This window comes from bacterium, from assembly GCA_029210545.1.
Taxonomy (GTDB): Bacteria; BMS3Abin14; BMS3Abin14; order BMS3Abin14; family BMS3Abin14; genus JARGFV01.
The window spans coordinates 1-15773 of record JARGFV010000058.1; the positions used below are offsets into that span (position 1 = coordinate 1).

The 15773-nt window shown below is 57.3% G+C and carries 13 protein-coding genes and 1 tRNA gene; 12 read left to right on the top strand and 2 right to left on the bottom strand.

What is annotated here, in order from left to right; genetic code table 11:
• Nucleotides 1-318 precede the first annotated feature (318 nt).
• A complete protein-coding gene (locus P1S46_07605; protein MDF1536352.1) occupies nucleotides 319-807 on the top strand; it encodes a class I SAM-dependent methyltransferase in 489 nt (162 codons plus the stop codon).
• Nucleotides 808-1001: 194 nt separating this feature from the next.
• On the opposite strand, the gene P1S46_07610 is transcribed toward P1S46_07605, so the two are convergent.
• Nucleotides 1002-1454, bottom strand: coding sequence for a hypothetical protein (locus tag P1S46_07610; GenBank protein MDF1536353.1), 453 nt, complete (start codon nucleotides 1452-1454; stop codon nucleotides 1002-1004).
• A 625-nt stretch (nucleotides 1455-2079) separates the two neighbouring features.
• Here P1S46_07610 and P1S46_07615 point away from each other — a divergent pair.
• The 9 genes from P1S46_07615 to P1S46_07655 all read left to right on the top strand — a co-directional run bounded on the left by P1S46_07615 (nucleotide 2080) and on the right by P1S46_07655 (nucleotide 11348).
• Nucleotides 2080-2166: transfer RNA gene (locus P1S46_07615), tRNA-Leu, on the top strand.
• 357 nt (nucleotides 2167-2523) lie between these two features.
• Complete coding sequence (locus tag P1S46_07620; GenBank protein ID MDF1536354.1) at nucleotides 2524-2934, top strand: response regulator; 411 nt, start codon at nucleotides 2524-2526, stop codon at nucleotides 2932-2934.
• Nucleotides 2935-3068: 134 nt separating this feature from the next.
• Nucleotides 3069-4541 (top strand): sigma-54 dependent transcriptional regulator, encoded by a 1473-nt coding sequence (locus tag P1S46_07625; GenBank protein MDF1536355.1) that lies wholly within the window; start codon nucleotides 3069-3071, stop codon nucleotides 4539-4541.
• A 322-nt stretch (nucleotides 4542-4863) separates the two neighbouring features.
• Nucleotides 4864-6339 (top strand): sigma-54 dependent transcriptional regulator, encoded by a 1476-nt coding sequence (locus tag P1S46_07630; GenBank protein ID MDF1536356.1) that lies wholly within the window; start codon nucleotides 4864-4866, stop codon nucleotides 6337-6339.
• Nucleotides 6329-6928, top strand: coding sequence for a polysaccharide biosynthesis/export family protein (locus tag P1S46_07635; GenBank protein ID MDF1536357.1), 600 nt, complete (start codon nucleotides 6329-6331; stop codon nucleotides 6926-6928). Before P1S46_07630 ends, P1S46_07635 begins: the two co-directional genes overlap by 11 nt.
• Nucleotides 6925-8190 (top strand): hypothetical protein, encoded by a 1266-nt coding sequence (locus P1S46_07640; protein MDF1536358.1) that lies wholly within the window; start codon nucleotides 6925-6927, stop codon nucleotides 8188-8190. The genes P1S46_07635 and P1S46_07640 overlap by 4 nt, the downstream gene beginning before the upstream one ends.
• A gap of 45 nt (nucleotides 8191-8235) precedes the next feature.
• Nucleotides 8236-9879, top strand: a complete 1644-nt coding sequence (locus P1S46_07645; protein ID MDF1536359.1) for a GNVR domain-containing protein — start codon at nucleotides 8236-8238, stop codon at nucleotides 9877-9879.
• Nucleotides 9879-10688, top strand: coding sequence for a CpsD/CapB family tyrosine-protein kinase (locus P1S46_07650; protein ID MDF1536360.1), 810 nt, complete (start codon nucleotides 9879-9881; stop codon nucleotides 10686-10688). Before P1S46_07645 ends, P1S46_07650 begins: the two co-directional genes overlap by 1 nt.
• Nucleotides 10689-10691: 3 nt before the next feature.
• Nucleotides 10692-11348, top strand: coding sequence for a transcription termination/antitermination NusG family protein (locus tag P1S46_07655; GenBank protein MDF1536361.1), 657 nt, complete (start codon nucleotides 10692-10694; stop codon nucleotides 11346-11348).
• A 728-nt stretch (nucleotides 11349-12076) separates the two neighbouring features.
• Here P1S46_07655 and P1S46_07660 read toward each other — a convergent pair.
• Nucleotides 12077-12511 (bottom strand): hypothetical protein, encoded by a 435-nt coding sequence (locus tag P1S46_07660; protein ID MDF1536362.1) that lies wholly within the window; start codon nucleotides 12509-12511, stop codon nucleotides 12077-12079.
• Nucleotides 12512-12547: 36 nt separating this feature from the next.
• Between P1S46_07660 and P1S46_07665 the strand changes: the two genes are divergently transcribed.
• Together P1S46_07665 and P1S46_07670 are read left to right on the top strand one after the other, a co-directional pair.
• On the top strand, nucleotides 12548-13369 hold the full coding sequence (locus tag P1S46_07665; protein MDF1536363.1) for a sugar transferase: 822 nt from the start codon (nucleotides 12548-12550) through the stop codon (nucleotides 13367-13369).
• A gap of 715 nt (nucleotides 13370-14084) precedes the next feature.
• Nucleotides 14085-15128 carry a Gfo/Idh/MocA family oxidoreductase gene (locus P1S46_07670; protein MDF1536364.1) on the top strand — a complete coding sequence of 348 codons (1044 nt, stop codon included), beginning with the start codon at nucleotides 14085-14087 and terminating at the stop codon, nucleotides 15126-15128.
• The last annotated feature ends 645 nt before the right edge of the window (nucleotides 15129-15773 follow it).

Consider the following 15773-nt stretch of genomic DNA (forward strand, 5'->3'; position numbering starts at 1 on the left):
CGATCCGGGCGCCTCTCCCAGGCGCGGCTGCTTTTTCCGGTCATCGATCCGGGCGCCTCTCCCAGGCGCGGCGGGTCATTGATTTGGGCGCCCCGCGCGGGGCGCGTTGATGGCTTTTTGCGAAGTCATCAACTCTGGGTCCTGGAACCTGGACTGTATTAGGGGTTGCGTACGCCGACCGGCAGGCACTATACTTTTAACACTACGGTGTATCGAGGTTTTATATTGGTAATCAGTGCACGTGATTTTGCCAAACTTGAATCCCCCGAGCGAAAGTCCCTCCAGAACATTGACGATTTTCTTGGTCTGGTGCGCAACTTGCGTTGGCGTATCTGCGCTGATATCGGCTGCGGTATAGGGTTCTATACTCTCCCCATGGCCGAGAAGTGGAAGAACTCCCGTCAGATCATCGCTGTGGACCGCAGTACGCCGGCCCTTGAAGAATTGGACAAGAGGGTCGATAGCCTGGAGTTGACCAATATCCAGATCCGTCAGACGGTGAGTGACCGGATCCCCATCGATGACGCCACGGTGGATCTCGTCAACCTCGGTAACGTTTATCACGAGGTCAAGGGAAGGCTGAACTTTTTAAAAGAGATCTACCGTATCCTCAAACCCGGAGGGACCCTCCTGGTCATCGACTGGGATCCCGAGGAAGACCTGGGTGTCGGCCCGCCTGTCAGGGAGAGAGTGTCGAAAGGGCAGATCCTCCAGGACCTCGCCTTCGCGGATTTCGACAGCGTCAGGGAACATTTTGTTTTCGTGGGGCATTACGCCATGACGGCGAAAAGGCCGGGAAAAAAATAGCGGACGGACAACTTCCCTGAGATTTATACATTTAAAAGGTCTGTGGACTTTCGAGCCACAGACCTTTTTCTTCTTTCGTATTGTCCGTCCGGAAGGGGTGACGCGGAGAAAGGGTGACGCGGGGAAAGATGTTTCACTGCGGCCCCCCTTCCGGTTTTTTTCTCCGTGTCTCCGTGTCCCCGTGTCGTCGACCCTCATTTGAGGATCGACCTGATCTCCCTCTCCCACTGCGCGGGGTCGTGGACGAGCCAGGTCATGGTCCCATGGGGGTCTCCCACTCCCCTGACCTTGATAGTCAACAGCGGAATGCTGTAGCTCATATCCCTGAAAGAGCCCTTGAGGCTGACCTCGGCGATGGTAGCCCGGGGCAGGGTGATGGCCTTCCGGGGGAACCATGGCAGAAAAAAGAGCTTTGTGTCGGTAACGGCGAGAACACCGCTGGTCCGCGGGGGAAGGTTAGGCCCGGGGAAATCGGCTCCCAGATAGCTGGCGTTGTCGGTTGTCATGCGGACCGTTTCACCGGCGAGGGCCGCCCCGGCGGCTTTAACGGCCCCTTTCCTCAGGACCCTTGCCGCGAGTTTGAGACCCAGCATAAGGGCCAGCCATGCGGCAACAATGACGATGATGACGATAATGAATGTTTTCATGGGAGGAATTTATCAGAAATGTATGGGACAAGCTATGATCTGTTAGGTGATAGGTTACAGCGCGGTTTCTTTATTCTCCCTCTCCCCCTCATGCAGGTTCACTTCGTTATCCTTCCTCCCCCTGCCAATAGCCCCTTTCCTTATTCTCCCTCTCCCCCTCATGTAGGCTCACTTCCTTATCCTTCCTCCCCCCATGGCTCGCCGAAGCTCTATGCGAAGGCGGCTGCTGAGGGGGGAGGATCGAGGTGGGGGTGAGAGAAACCTGCCCGGGGGAAGCGATCCCGGGTAACTGATGGCAGAGCCTGAGACTGCTTCGGGCAGTTGCCACCTCGCAGTGACACCCACTGAAGCTTTGCGATTCCAGGCCACCGAAACTGAACCTGCACAAGATGGATGTGTCTTCTTGACCTTTCTGCGTGCTGAAGGTCACGAGTCATACACAGTGGATATGGACGAGCCGGCCACCGAGGCGGACAATAGTTCGGCCCGGATGGCGTACAAGGGGTTTCGCGGCTACAAACGGAATTCGGACCCGTCCCCTTGCCACTTTCCCCTTTCCATCTTCTCTTCTCCCTCCTCTTCCCCTCTTCCCATCAGCTCCTCTTCTACCTATAATACGCACCGTGCCGGAGTGGCGGAACTGGTAGACGCAGAGGACTCAAAATCCTCCGGGGGCAACCCCGTCCCGGTTCGATTCCGGGCTTCGGCACCAGCCCTCGACAGGCTCGGGGTCAATAGGGAATGCACTGCTTGAGCCTGTCGGGGGGTGGTAGTCCTGAGCAAGGACCGGGCGAGGTGCCGGCAGCAGGGGCACCGAGAGAGGGACGCGTCGAAGGGCACCTGAATCAGGTCCCAGGTTACAGGTAAGCCTTTGCAAGAGTCCTTTCCACTTTCCACCCCTTCGGTCACGCCGTCCGTCTTCGTTCTTCGAACTTCACCGTGACAAGTTGGCGTGACTCAGGGCCTTCGGCTTTCCGCTTTCCACTTGTTTTTCCCTTCCCCCCTCTTTTCCTCCCGTGCCCGCTTCTGTTATAAGGGCATGGTGTTACTCTCACCGGGGGGCCGATCCATGAAACGTTTTAAAGTAGCCCTTATTGAGGATAATCCGGATCACGTTTTTCTCATCACCAGGACCATTGAAGGCTGCGAGGATCTCGGGGAGCTGCGCGTTTTCAGCACGGCCGAGGAGGCCCTGAGGAAACTTTCCGGGGGAGACGACAACAGTTTCGTTCCCGATTTCCTCCTGGTGGACCTTAAACTGCCCGGGATGAGCGGACAGGAGTTCCTCCACCGACTGCACAGTTCCGGTGAGTTGGCGAAGATGCCGGCCTTCGTGCTGACAAGTTCAGATCGCCTCAAGGACCGGCTGGAGTGCGAGGAGCTCGGCGCCCTTGGTTACTTCCTCAAACCGCTCCTTGATGACGACCTGGACACGATCATTAAGCGTTTGGTAAGTGCTGATCCTCTCCGACAGCGATGAAGACGCGTGCACCCGGCCTATATTCAGGATCATCTTTGCGCACCAAAGATATTTACAAATTGAGTAATTTTTTACACAATCCTGTTCTGGAACGATACTGGTCCTGATCTTTTCCTGGTCTGCGGATTACTTGATTGGAGAATGCCGATATCTTTACCATGGGTAATGAAAACAGCAGGAAAGCCCACACGCTACTGGTCATCGAGGACGATCTGAACATACAGGCTCTCCTGAAGCACACCCTTATCGGTGACGGCTACCACGTGATGGCCGCATCTGATTGTGCCGAAGCCCTCACCCAGTTCGACCGGGGGGCGGTTCCGGAACTCATTATCCTGGACCTCATGCTCCCCGGTATGTCAGGCCTTGAGTTCCTCGAACTGGTCCGGCGCCGCTATCCACACATCAAAACCGTCGTCATTTCGGCCACTGAAGGTATTGACACCGTGGTCAAGGCCATGAGGCTAGGGGCCCTCGATTACATACACAAGCCGTTCAAGATGCAGGAGATCAAGGTGGCCGTCAACGAGGCCCTCCAGTTTCGCGAACTCCAGATGGAACTCGAGTACCTCAAGCGGAAGTCCACTTTCCGGGACGAGATCCCGTTCCTGTACAACAGCAACTCCATGGCCGAAATAATGGAAACGATCCAGCAGGTGGCGGCCACCAACGTTCCCGTCCTGGTCACGGGTGAAAGCGGAGTGGGCAAGGAGGTCGTCGCCAGGGAGATCCACCAGCGGTCCCAGCGGTCCCAGGGGCCCTTCGTGAAGGTCAATTGCGCCGCCATACCCTCCAACCTCCTGGAGGGCGAGCTTTTCGGTTTTGAAAAGGGAGCCTTTACCGGGGCGGTCGCTTCCAAACCCGCCCGGTTCGAAAAGGCCGAGAACGGGACGCTCTTTCTCGACGAGATCGGGGAACTGGCCCAGGAGATCCAGGCCAAGTTTCTCCATGTTCTCCAGGATGGCGCGTTCAACCGGCTTGGAAGCAACCGGATGCAGCGCTCCAACGCCCGCATCATCGTCGCCACCAACCAGGATGTCGAAGAGCTGGTTCGATCGGGCCGGTTCAGGCCTGATCTGTACTTCAGGCTCAACGTCATCAGGATCCACATCCCGCCCCTGAGAGAAAGGAGGTCGGACATACCGCTGCTGGCGGACAACTTCCTGGCCATTAACAGCCAGAAGTTCGGCAAGTTCGTAAGCTTTGACGACGAGACCATGGAGTTCCTGATGCGACATGACTGGCCTGGTAACGTACGGGAGCTGCAGAACGCGGTGAGCCGTTATGTGGTTCTTGGCAAGCTGGTGGAAAGCGGCCAGGCCACCGATGTCATACCGGTTAGATCAAGCGTCGATACCAGGACCGCTGCGGAACCCGGCCCGGATGATCGGCAGGATTCCCCGCAGGACGATCCACCGGAAGTCGTGAGTCTCAAGCAGGTGGCCAGGGAGGCCGCCCTGAAGGCGGAGCGGGAAGCGATCCTCAGGGTCCTCGAAGCCACGAAGTGGAACAAGTCCAGGGCCGCCAAGGTTCTCAAGATCAGCTATAAGGCCCTCCTTTACAAGATCAGGGATTGCGGGATCGACCAAACCGACACGACTGGGTAAACTTTTCCATACTAAATAAACTTTTACCTATTTTGTGTTTTTTTATGCCCACAAACTGCCGTCCGGTTGTAATATGTGCCGGAAGAAGATATTTACATGAGCCATCCGCCAACGTGAGTGTATTTATTTACCTTTAATATCATCGCTTCTCTCGTTTTCGGTTCCCGCCCGACATTTTTCATGCAAAACTCATCCGCACTGGCATATATCTTGCTTTTCCCGGACTGTCTCTTCGCCGAGAATGGAGCCAGAGTCCCGGCAGGACTTTGGCGACCCTGTTAACGTCAGACCTGCAGACCCATGAAAATCCAAGGGAGCCGACATGAGGATCCTCATCGCCTCTGACAATTCCTCCGTTCCGGATTACCGGGACTGGCTGGCAACCGATCTGAAAGCGGCGGTGGAGATCTGCCGGGATACGGGGGACCTCCTCAGGAAATTGAGGGGGAACCCGTGCGACTGCCTGATCTTCGAGTGCCACCGGAACAGCTGGCAGGATGTGGAGCTCCTGGGCATCGTGCGTGAGCGGTTCCCGGAAACGCCCGTCGTTTTTGTTTGCAACAGCTTCGAGGAAGATGCCGTGGGCATCATGCGCATGGGAGTATCCGACTACCTGGTACCTCCGCTGAACCGACAGCAACTTGTCGGAAGCATCCGGAAACTGGGCCAGGCAGGCACCGGACGGAATATCCCGAAGGAGACCGTCCGCCACATCGATTCGGCGGGCGAACAGGCCCCCGTGCCGGAAGAGATCGTTTTCGGCGGATCGGCAAAAATGGAGGCGTTAAAATCGGTCATGGACAAGATCCTGGATGCGGACCTGCCGGTTCTCATCACGGGGGAAAGCGGTACGGGGAAGGAAATGATCGCCCAGTACATCTACAACCGCTCCAGCCGAAAGGGGCCCATTGTCAAGGTCAACTGCGCTGCTATCCCCTCCGAGCTTCTGGAAAGCGAGCTGTTCGGATATGAAAAGGGCGCCTTTACCGGAGCATACCGGCGCAAGCCGGGAAAGTTCGAGGTCGCCGACGGCGGGGCGCTGTTCCTGGATGAGATCAGCGAACTGTCCTATCCCCTCCAGTCCAAGCTGCTCCACGTTCTTCAGGACGGGACGTTCTCTACCCTGGGATCCACCGGGGAGGTTTCGGTGGACGTGCGCATCATCGCGGCCACCAACCAGGACCTCGAGGAGTGCGTGAGAAACGGGACCTTCAGGGACGACCTGTACTTTCGGCTCAATGTCGTCCACTTTCACATACCGCCCCTCAGGGAGCGGCTCGACCAGCTCGGGTCCCTCGTCGAATATTTTCTCGACAAGTTCTCCCGCCAGTACAACACCCGCCCCGTGCGGCTGAGCCCCGAAGTCCAGTCCTTCCTTTACACCTATCCCTGGCCGGGGAACATCCGCGAGCTCGAAAACGCCATCAGGAGAGCGACAGTGCTGGGGGGGGATAACCTGCTGGGCCACGTCAACGGCGAGAGGGTGAAAAATTACGGTTTCCCCGGGAACGCGGTTTTCGACAGCAGCCAGCGGGAATTGATGGGCTCCCGGGCCGACATCGATGTGAAAGCAGGCCCGGATCAGGCCCCCGCGATGACCCCTGAAAGGATCGACCTCAAAAAAGGGATCGACCTCAAACGAATCGCCAAGGAGGCGGCCCTCGCCGCTGAAAAAGAGGCGATCTCCAGGGTCCTGCAGCAGACGAGGTGGAACAGGAAGAAAACCGCCCAGATCCTGCAGGTCAGCTACAAGACCCTGCTCACCAAGATCAAGAGGACGGGACTCGATGAAGGCTAATAGAAAAATAGGTGTTGTCCTTGTACTGGTACTGTGTGTTTCCCTTGCGATGGGATCCGTCGGCTGGTGTGAGGGGGAGGCGTCCGCAGCCCAGGTAACCGGCAGTGGCGATTATCTCGTAGGCGCCGGCGACCTCATCGAGGTTATCGTGTGGAAAAACCCTGACGTGTCAGGGGAGTACAGGGTCAGGCCGGACGGCAAGTTCTCCATGCCCCTCATCGGCGATATCCTGGCCGAGGGGATGACCACGGACGTCGTCAGTATGCAGGTGGAAAAGAAGCTTCAGCTTTTCATCGAATCTCCCTACGTGAGTGCCATCGTGCGTGAGACTACCTCCAACCGGATCTACATCCTGGGTGAGGTGGCAAGGCCGGGCGTTTACCCTGTCGACAGCACTCTCTCGGTTCTTCAGGCTCTGGCGCTGGCCGGCGGGTTCACGGAGTTCGCCGACCGCGGCAGGATGCTTCTCGTCAGGGGTTCCGGGGCAGATCAACAGAAGATAACCATCAGCTACACCGAGATCCTCAAGTCTTCGGCGGATAAGGGCAACGTGGTTCTCGAGCGCGGCGACACCCTGGTGGTGCCGTGAGATGGACCACTTGGTCAGGAACTGCCAGGTATTGGCCCTTTATCGCGGTGCTGATCGTGGGGACAGGAGCAGCTGACATGGCGATGGCCCTGGATGTGAGTTTGACGGGACGCGCTGACTACACAGCCAGTGACAACATTGAGCGCGCCTCCGCCGGCAGCGAGATATCCGGGACCATCCTGACCCAGACGGTGGGGTTGGAGATCACGGAACCCTGGGGTCCCAAAACCCTGGACCTTCTCATCGAAGGAGGTTGGGAGACCGTTGAGGCTGCGACCTTGAACAACGAAGAGATCAGCCGTTTCAGGCTGGGCGCCCACCTTCCCTGGTCTTCCACCGGAGCTGCCGATCTTTCTATTGAAACCTCCCGGGAGACGGTCCCTCCCGATCCGGATGAACTGAATCAGGGGCGCCTGCTGACGGACCGGTCCCTGGCAGTGATCAACCTTGTCAGCCGAAACTCACCTATCTCCGGTTGGGAGATTGGCCTTTCGGCAAGGACGGAGGAGAGGGAGGATCGTGACCTGAAGGAGTCTGTCTCAGTGTTGACCATGTCGACAGCAATCGACAGGACCCATTCTATCGAGTGGATTGTCGGCCTGACGGATGGTGAGGATGCGGCGCTCGGAAACTCCTGGGTGGAGGATGAGGCCTCGATTGCCCTGAACCGGCGACTGTCTGCCTCATCATCGATGGTGTACCGACTGAGATGGGACGGGTCCCGGATCGAGGAAGCCGATACAGGTATCGAAAGATCTCAAAGGATCGGGGCTGGAGTCACTTATCGATGGCAAAGCTCCTCCCAGTGGCAGCAGGAATACGGGGTTTTTATCGACCAGGTGACCACCGGGAACGATGAAAGGTTTACGGAACCCGGGGTTCAGGTAGCTGTGGGCGGGGACCTCACACGGGAGGCCCGTTTAACGGTCAGCGCAAATTTTGAAACCCGGCTTCCGGACCCCCTCAGCGACCAGGTGACGTGGTCGAAAAACGCAACTCTTCAAACAGGCGTTGCCTGGACAGCTGCGAGGAACCTTTCTGTAGAACCAGTCGTTTTCTACAGGCGCACAGAACTTTTCGGAGATGAGACTGTCGACAGGGACGATGTGACGACCTCCTGCCAGGTCAGCATGATCTGGCAGCCTGGGCCGCGCTGGTCCGCCGGGTTGACCGCCTTGTCGGAAGTCAGAAACAGCTCTGATGAAGCTTACGACCTTAGCGAGAACAGGATCGGGATCAACCTGTCGGGGACTATGGATTAGCGGGTGCGGTGACGGCCGCCGAAACGGATACAGGGGCGAGATCGAATGCAGACTGAAAACACCGGCAACGAGATTCAAAAGATGATCGAGATCGGCTGGCGACGAAAATGGGTCATCCTGGTCCCGTTCATTGTGATCTCGGTTGCGGTTACCATGTACGGCCTTTACCTGCCCAACCAGTTCCGCAGCAGTTCGTCCATCTTCATCGAGCCCCAGCGGGTCCCTTCCGATTACGTTCGTTCAACGGTGACCACCGACATCGAGGACCGCATGCGGTCCATCACCCAGCAGCTGACAAGCCGCACCAAGCTCCTCAAGGTCATCAAGCAGCTTGACCTCTACCCCGGGATGATGGCGGAGGGGCTCCCAAGCGAGATGCTGGTGACGAGGATGAGAAAGGACCTCACAATCGAGGTCCCTGACCGCAGGGATGGCAACTTCTTCATGGTCCACTACATCCACAGTGACCCCACCAGGGCGATGCTGGCGGTGTCCAGCGTGGTGGCCCTCTTCATCGAGGAGAGCCTCCAGATTCGGGAACTGCAGGCCGAGGGGACGACCCTTTTCATCGAGGAGGAGCTGGAAAAGCTCAAGACCGTCCTCGAGGAGCAGGAACAGGCGATCCAGGAATACAAGAAAAGCTTCATGGGGGAGCTGCCGGACCAGCTGGACGCCAACCTGAGGATGCTCGACAACCTGCAGCTGCAGCTTTCCGGAAACCAGGAAGCCCAGCGGGAGGTGGGTGACCGGGTCATGCTCATAGAACGGGAAATAAGCCGCCTGGAAGGACAGATCAGCGTGGCTACCAGCATCACCAACTCAGCGGGGGAACAGCAGCCGGTCACCAACACGACCCTGGACCAGATCATCGGGCAGCGGGACGTCCTGCGCCAGAGAGTTGCCAACATGGAGGCGATCTACACCGATCGCCACCCGGACCTCATTGCCGCCCGCAAGGAGCTCAGCCGCCTGGAAGAGACCCTCGGGAGCGTGACCGAGAACCTTGCAGCCACCGATCAGCACCCGACGACACCGGCTCCGGTGAGCCGGATCCCGGCCTACTCTACGGAGATGACCAACCTGCGCCGCCAGCTCAACGAGACCCGGCCGCGTCTTTCCGCTCTCCAGGAGGAGGAAGCGAACCTTCGCCGGCGGATCGTCCAGTACCAGCGGCGGGTCGAGTCAGCGCCTGCGAGGGAGCAACAGCTCCTGGGACTGACACGGGACTACGAGAACACCAAGGCAAACTACGATGATCTTCTCAACAAGAAGCAGGAAGCCCGGCTCTCGGAGAACCTGGAAAAAAGGCAGAAAGGGGAAAAGTTCCAGATCCTCGACCAGGCCAACCTTCCGGAAAAACCGTTCCTGCCCAACCGGCCCAAGATCCTGGCCATGGGTTTCGCAGGCGGCCTGGGCCTGGGAGTGGGCCTGGCCATGCTCATGGAAACGTTGTTCCCGGCCTTTTACTCACTGCGCCAGCTCCAGGGCTCGGTCCACTACCCCATCGTCATGGGGCTTCCCTACCTGGATGCCCCGTCTGAACGCAAAAGGCACCGGGCAAGGAGGATCTACGTGGCCGTGGGCTGCGCCGCGGCAATGGTCGTCCTGCTGCTCATGGTCCAGCTCTTCCTGGTGGACCTTAAAGTAGTTTTACAAACCATAACCTTTAACATCAAAGGGATGCTGTGATGCCTGATCAGGACCTTTCCAGTGCGATCTCCCGAAACCTGATGCGTGAAAGCATGGACCTGGATCCGGCACGAACCGGGGCCGCGAGGAAGTTTCCCAAGCCGCTGCGGCTGGACGAGCGGATGGTGGTTTACCACAGGCCGAGATCCATCGAAAGCGAGTACTTCCGTTTCCTGAAGTCCAGGATCGAGTATGTCCTTGAGGGACAGGGGCCCACCGACCATGGGAAGGTGATCCTGGTGACGGGGGCCAACCTGGGTGCCGGGAAGACGGTGTGCGCCATCAACCTAGCCATGGTGTTCGCCAAGGCTTTCGGGCCCGAAGTCCTGCTCATGGACGCAGACAGCCGTCACACGTCCTGCCAGCGGTACCTGGGGATGTCCGACAAGGAACTGCCGGGATTTTCCGATGTGCTGACCCTGCAAAGGAGAGCGGGTTCCGTGCTGGTCAACACGGGGATCTCCGACCTCATCTACTTTCCCTCCGGCCGGTTCACGGACAATTATGCCGATCGCCTCAAGGGAGAGGAACTCAAGGTTCTCCTGGAGAACCTCCGCCGCCGGTTCAGGTATGTGATCGTCGACGCGCCGCCGGCCTTTCCAATGCCGGAGACGGCGGTCCTGGCCCGTCACAGCGATGGTGTTCTGCTGGTGATGAAGTCCGGCCGGGACGGGATGGCCGATCTGGAGCAGGCCCGTGAGGCCCTGGCAGGCGCCAATATCCTGGGAGTCATCCTCAACGGGATCAAAAAGGTGCCGGGTCAGAGATACGGCAACTACGGTTACTACGGGTCCGGCAAGGAGTCCTGACCGATGACTGAAAATCAGGTGGTCGCTTATCACCGCACAACGAATGATAAGCCGGAGGCAGGCAGGTGGCTCGTCCTGGCCACCAAACCGAGGCAGGAGAAGGTCTGCCTAGAGGAGCTCGAGCGGGGCGGCTTTGAGTCCGCCTGCCCCCTGCGCGTCGAATACCGATGGCGCCGCCGCCGGGAGGAAACGGTCCCCCTTTTCCCGGGCTACGTATTCGTCAGGATGAGCTATCCGGATGACTACCACCAGGTCCGGTGGCTCAGGGGTGTTACAAACCTGGTCAGGTTCGGCGATGCCGACCCGCCGGCAGTAAATGACATTGTGATGAAGTTCTTCATCGACGCCATGAACGACGACGGGGTCGTGGAAACCGGGCCTGAAATCGTCGTCGGGAACAAGGTGCAGTTCCTCACCGAATCCATGAGGGGGCTGGTGGGCACGGTGCTCAGGGTCGATTCGGCCGCCCGGCGGGTCCAGGTCCTCATGGAGCTGCTGTACCAGGCGACGATCGAGGTGCCTGTATACCAGGTCCAGGTTCTGTCACGCAGTCATTGCGAGCTGATACTGCGCGAAGCAATCCCGGGTCCTGTAAAAGCGGTAAAAGCAGCCTCACGCAAAGGACGCAGAGGACTCAAAGAAGGGCGTAAATCAGATTGAATTCCTTCGTCATTCCGGACGTCACGCTGAAGGCGTGATGAGCCGGAATCCAGAAGTTCAAAAGCTGTAACGCAGAACACCACATAGCAGTACGTAAGCACCAGGTAAGACAGACTTGAATTTACTGCGAACATACCTTTTTTACCATGCCGGCAAATGCACGGTATGGCGGAGCCATGCACAGTGTCATTCCGGACGCGACGCAGTCGCGATCCGGAATCCATGGACTCCGGCTCAAGGCCGGAGTAACGGAAGAGTCGTCATTCCGGAAATCCCCGTCCCCAAGGGATTATCCGGAATCCAGCGCATCCAGCACCTTGTGTTGTCATTGCGAGGCAGTAGTCGCGCCGAAGCAATCTGATCCGGGCTTGTCACGCCGAAGCCTTTTGCGAAGGCGGATCATTCCGGACTATTTCCCTCACCCCCACCTTGGTCCTCCCCCCTCAGTAGGGGGAAGAAAACTGTTGAAGTTGACCAGGCCAAGAAACGGAATCCATGGACCTCTGGTTATCGCTTTCGGCTCCACCTGGGGAAATGACCGAAGGCGCACGGAAAAATAAGTCCACACTTTTTCACATCTTCCCATGTATGTGTAAAGTTTTTCCCATTTCCCCGCTCTGGTTTTAAGTTTGATCTGTATTGCCATATCTGAAAATTGCGAACAGGCTGATTTATAAGGGGTTTTGAAAGAACTGGCAATTTTCAGATGTTGGCACGTTTCTTGTTATCTAAATAGGCCTATGGCACTTAACTTTCTCAAAAAGATGTTCGGCAAAGGCAACGGAGGTACAGACGACCTGTTCCTTCCTGCCGACCAGTTCCGCACCCTGATCCTTCATGAGTGTGCCCGGTGCGACCGGAATGCCCATGAGTTCTCCCTGATCCACATCGACCTGCGGGGCCGGGATCAAAAACTGAGAAAAAACGTGCGCGATCTTGCAAGATTCCTGGTGAAGCGTATGAGAACCACCGATGAGGTGGGTTGGCTTGACGATCACAGCATCGGGGTTTTTCTTCCGGAAACGGGTCGAGAGGGAGCAGATAGCCTCGCCCACGATACCTGCCAGGGTTACCCTTACCAGATATTTACTTACCCCTGGCTGGACAACCTTCGCCCTGGAAAAGAGAATCTGGGGTACCCAGGCGGGGATAACCGTGTCCATGAGTCCGGGACGCGGCCAGCTTCCGAATTTAAAAACATGGAAAGCCCAGCTGGGCCTTCCGCCTATCACCAGGAATCTGACACGGGCCGTGATTCGGGAACTGGGTTCAGGGTACAGAGGGTGGAGGACCTGATCCACCCCGACGGCCCGCCGCTCTGGAAGAGAGCCTACGACGTCTTTGGCTCCTCGGTTCTCCTGTTGGCCTTTTCCCCTATACTTGCTCTCGTTGCGGTCTACATCAAGATAGTATCACCCGGCCCGGTGTTCTTCCGCCAGGAAAGGGTCGGTTACCTGGGCCGCCCCTTCACCATGATCAAATTCCGCACCATGAGGACGGGCTCCGACAACGTGAGCGTTCACCAGGATTACCTGAAAGATATCATCGGCAGCGGCGACAAGGCCATGACCAAACTCGACACCGGCAAGGATGATCGTCTGATCCCCCTGGCCGGTCTCCTCAGGAGAAGCTGCATCGACGAACTGCCCCAGCTCATCAACGTGTTCAGGGGTGAGATGAGCCTGGTGGGCCCAAGGCCCTGCCTGGAGTACGAGGCCGAAGAGTTCGCACAGTGGCAGAGAAAGCGGTTTCACACCGTGCCCGGCATGACCGGCCTGTGGCAGGTTTCCGGAAAGAATCGTCTGACCTTCAAGGAGATGATGCGCCTCGACATCCGTTACGCCAACCGGAAAAGCGCAGGCATGGATCTGGCCATATCCCTTAAGACCGTTCCGGCCATTCTCGGTCAGGTCAGGGACGCGGTGAAGGCAAAACGTTCCGGTATGTCATCCGCTCCCATAGTAGCACGCGCTGCGCGCAAGTGGTCGCTGAGCGACCTGGTGCGCCAGCTCTTCCTTTAAGTACTTCCACTTACGCAACCAGGCAGTTCCGGATCGCTTCGTCCCGTCCCTCAACGGGCGGGATGGAGCGGTAAAAATGTGAGCAGCTGTCATCGCGAGAATATATTAAAGGTTATCATTGCGAGCTGATACCGGGCGAAGCAATCTCAGGATTTAAAGCCTTAACGCAGAGTTACGCAGGACGGCCATTCCCAGGCCGTATCGCAAGGTTACGCAGAGTAAAGAACATCCTCCTCACCTAACTTCTCCCCTTCGACAAGCTCAGGGCAGGCCGTGGGGAGAAGGATTTCCTCGAAATCAGCTGATGGAGTATTGCAGGTCGGGATGGAAACAAGTTTCAATCCAGGGTCGCAATGCTCAACAGCTTCGGTGAGGAGGGGAAGGTTTTAAGATTATTATTTGATTTCCTTTGCGAAACTTTGCGTCCTTTGCGGTAATCAGGTTTAGCTTTTCCCCTGTGTAACCCTGCCCGCCGTGAGCAAACGAAGTGCGTCGAACGGTGATGTGACCAAAGGTGGTCACGCTGTGGTTAGTCAGCTTTTAACTTTCCCAAAACTCAAAACCCAAAACTCCAGCCTCAGGCTGGCCGGTCAGTTAGCTTTTAATCCGTTGGATCTTAAGATCCTGGATTTCTTGTCCACCGAAGCTGTTCGATAGGCGTTGCGAAGGTGGATGGATCTCGCATCAATCCACAAACCAAAAGGGGAGGAATAACATGAGTAATGAACTGAACATCGCTGTCATCGGTTGCGGCTACTGGGGACCGAACCTCATCCGCAACTTCCGGGGCCAGCCGGACTGCAAGGTCAGGACGATCTGCGACCTCAGCCAGGACAGGCTGGGCCACATGAAGGGGCTCTACCCTGAGGTCGAGGCCACCACCGATGTCGAAAAGGTGTTCAGCGACCCGGGCGTCGACGCTGTAGTGGTTGCCACACCTGTGGACCTCCACTACGAGTTCGCCAAGCGGGCCCTCGAGGCGGGAAAGCACGTTTTCGTGGAAAAGCCCATGACCTCCTCGGCGGCTCACAGCCGCGAACTTGTGGATCTGGCAGACGAGAAGAAACTCACCCTCATGGTGGGCCATACCTTCATCTACTCTGCCCCGGTACGCATGATCAAGGAGATCATCGATTCGGGTGAGCTGGGAGAGATCTACTACATCAGTTCCCGGCGCCTGAACCTGGGCCTTTTCCAGAGAGACATCAACGTTACCTGGGACCTGGCTCCCCACGATATATCGATCATCCTGTACATCTTCGGAACAACCCCCAAGTCGGTCAACTGCCAGGGCAAGGCTCACATCAACCCCGGAATTGAGGATGTGACCAGCCTGTGTCTGAACTTTGACGACGGTGGGTTTGCCACCATTCACTCAAGCTGGCTGGATCCCAACAAGATCCGGGAGATGGTGTTCGTGGGCAGCAGGAAGATGCTGGTGTTTGACGACAACGAACCGTTGGAAAAGATCAAGATCTACGACAAACGTGTGGAGGCGCCGCCTCATTACGACGATTTTGCCAGCTTCACCTACGCCTACCACTACGGCGACATGCACGCGCCCTGGATCAAGCAGACGGAACCGCTGAAAGTCGAAACGGCCCATTTCCTGGACTGCATCCGTACAGGCGAGACCTCCCTTTCCAGCGGAGCCGCAGGGCACCACGTGGTCCAGATCCTGGAAGCTTCCTCGAGGTCCCTCGAGATCGGCGGCGCCGAGGTGTTCCTGGACGGGCTAGGGAAAGAGAACAACCTTTAAAGGCAATTGAGAATTGCGAATTGAGGATTGAGAATTGTTGTCATTGCGAGGAATCATGCCTGCTTGTCACGGCGAAGCTCAGCGAAGACGGATGGCGTGATGACGTGGCAATCTCGAAATTCTAAAGCCTTAACGCAGAGTGCCGCAAAGGCGGCCCGCTGGTAGGCCGCAATGACCGCAAAGTTCCGCAGAGGAGAGCTAAAGCAAATTTACCACAGCAGGGACACTCCCAGTCCCTACCACAGGGTTTCACAGGGTAAGTCGTACTCCTCACCTTACTTCTCCCCTTCGACAAGCTCAGGGCAGGCCATGGGGAGAAGGATTTCCTCGAAATCAGCTAGTTGAGCCCTTCCAGACCACGATTAAAGCTTACTTTCATCCTGGGATGGAAGGACTCAACAGCTTCGGTGAGGAGGACCTGACTTTAGGAATTTCTTGGCGTGCTTTGCCTGTCCCGCCTGTCCCGAGCCTGTCGAGGGGAGCTAAGTCGAGGGGCGTCTTTAGTGAGTCACACGGTCTACTATGACGAACGAGCGTGAGATAAAATAGTTTTTGTTCTGGCTTAAATGTTTAGTTTTCCTCTGCGGATCTCAGCGATAGCGCCCGGAATGGGCGCTCCCTGCGGCCCTCTGCGTTACAGCTTCT

What these genes read in the sequence shown, in the direction of transcription:
- P1S46_07665 (MDF1536363.1), top strand. Translation starts at nt 12,548, where the DNA reads ATGGAAAGCCCAGCTGGGCCTTCCGCCTATCACCAGGAATCTGACACG.
- P1S46_07630 (MDF1536356.1), top strand. Translation starts at nt 4,864, where the DNA reads ATGAGGATCCTCATCGCCTCTGACAATTCCTCCGTTCCGGATTACCGG.
- P1S46_07620 (MDF1536354.1), top strand. Translation starts at nt 2,524, where the DNA reads ATGAAACGTTTTAAAGTAGCCCTTATTGAGGATAATCCGGATCACGTT.
- P1S46_07645 (MDF1536359.1), top strand. Translation starts at nt 8,236, where the DNA reads ATGCAGACTGAAAACACCGGCAACGAGATTCAAAAGATGATCGAGATC.
- P1S46_07655 (MDF1536361.1), top strand. Translation starts at nt 10,692, where the DNA reads ATGACTGAAAATCAGGTGGTCGCTTATCACCGCACAACGAATGATAAG.
- P1S46_07610 (MDF1536353.1), bottom strand. Translation starts at nt 1,454, where the DNA reads ATGAAAACATTCATTATCGTCATCATCGTCATTGTTGCCGCATGGCTG.
- P1S46_07670 (MDF1536364.1), top strand. Translation starts at nt 14,085, where the DNA reads ATGAGTAATGAACTGAACATCGCTGTCATCGGTTGCGGCTACTGGGGA.
- P1S46_07635 (MDF1536357.1), top strand. Translation starts at nt 6,329, where the DNA reads ATGAAGGCTAATAGAAAAATAGGTGTTGTCCTTGTACTGGTACTGTGT.
- P1S46_07650 (MDF1536360.1), top strand. Translation starts at nt 9,879, where the DNA reads ATGCCTGATCAGGACCTTTCCAGTGCGATCTCCCGAAACCTGATGCGT.
- P1S46_07660 (MDF1536362.1), bottom strand. Translation starts at nt 12,511, where the DNA reads ATGGACACGGTTATCCCCGCCTGGGTACCCCAGATTCTCTTTTCCAGG.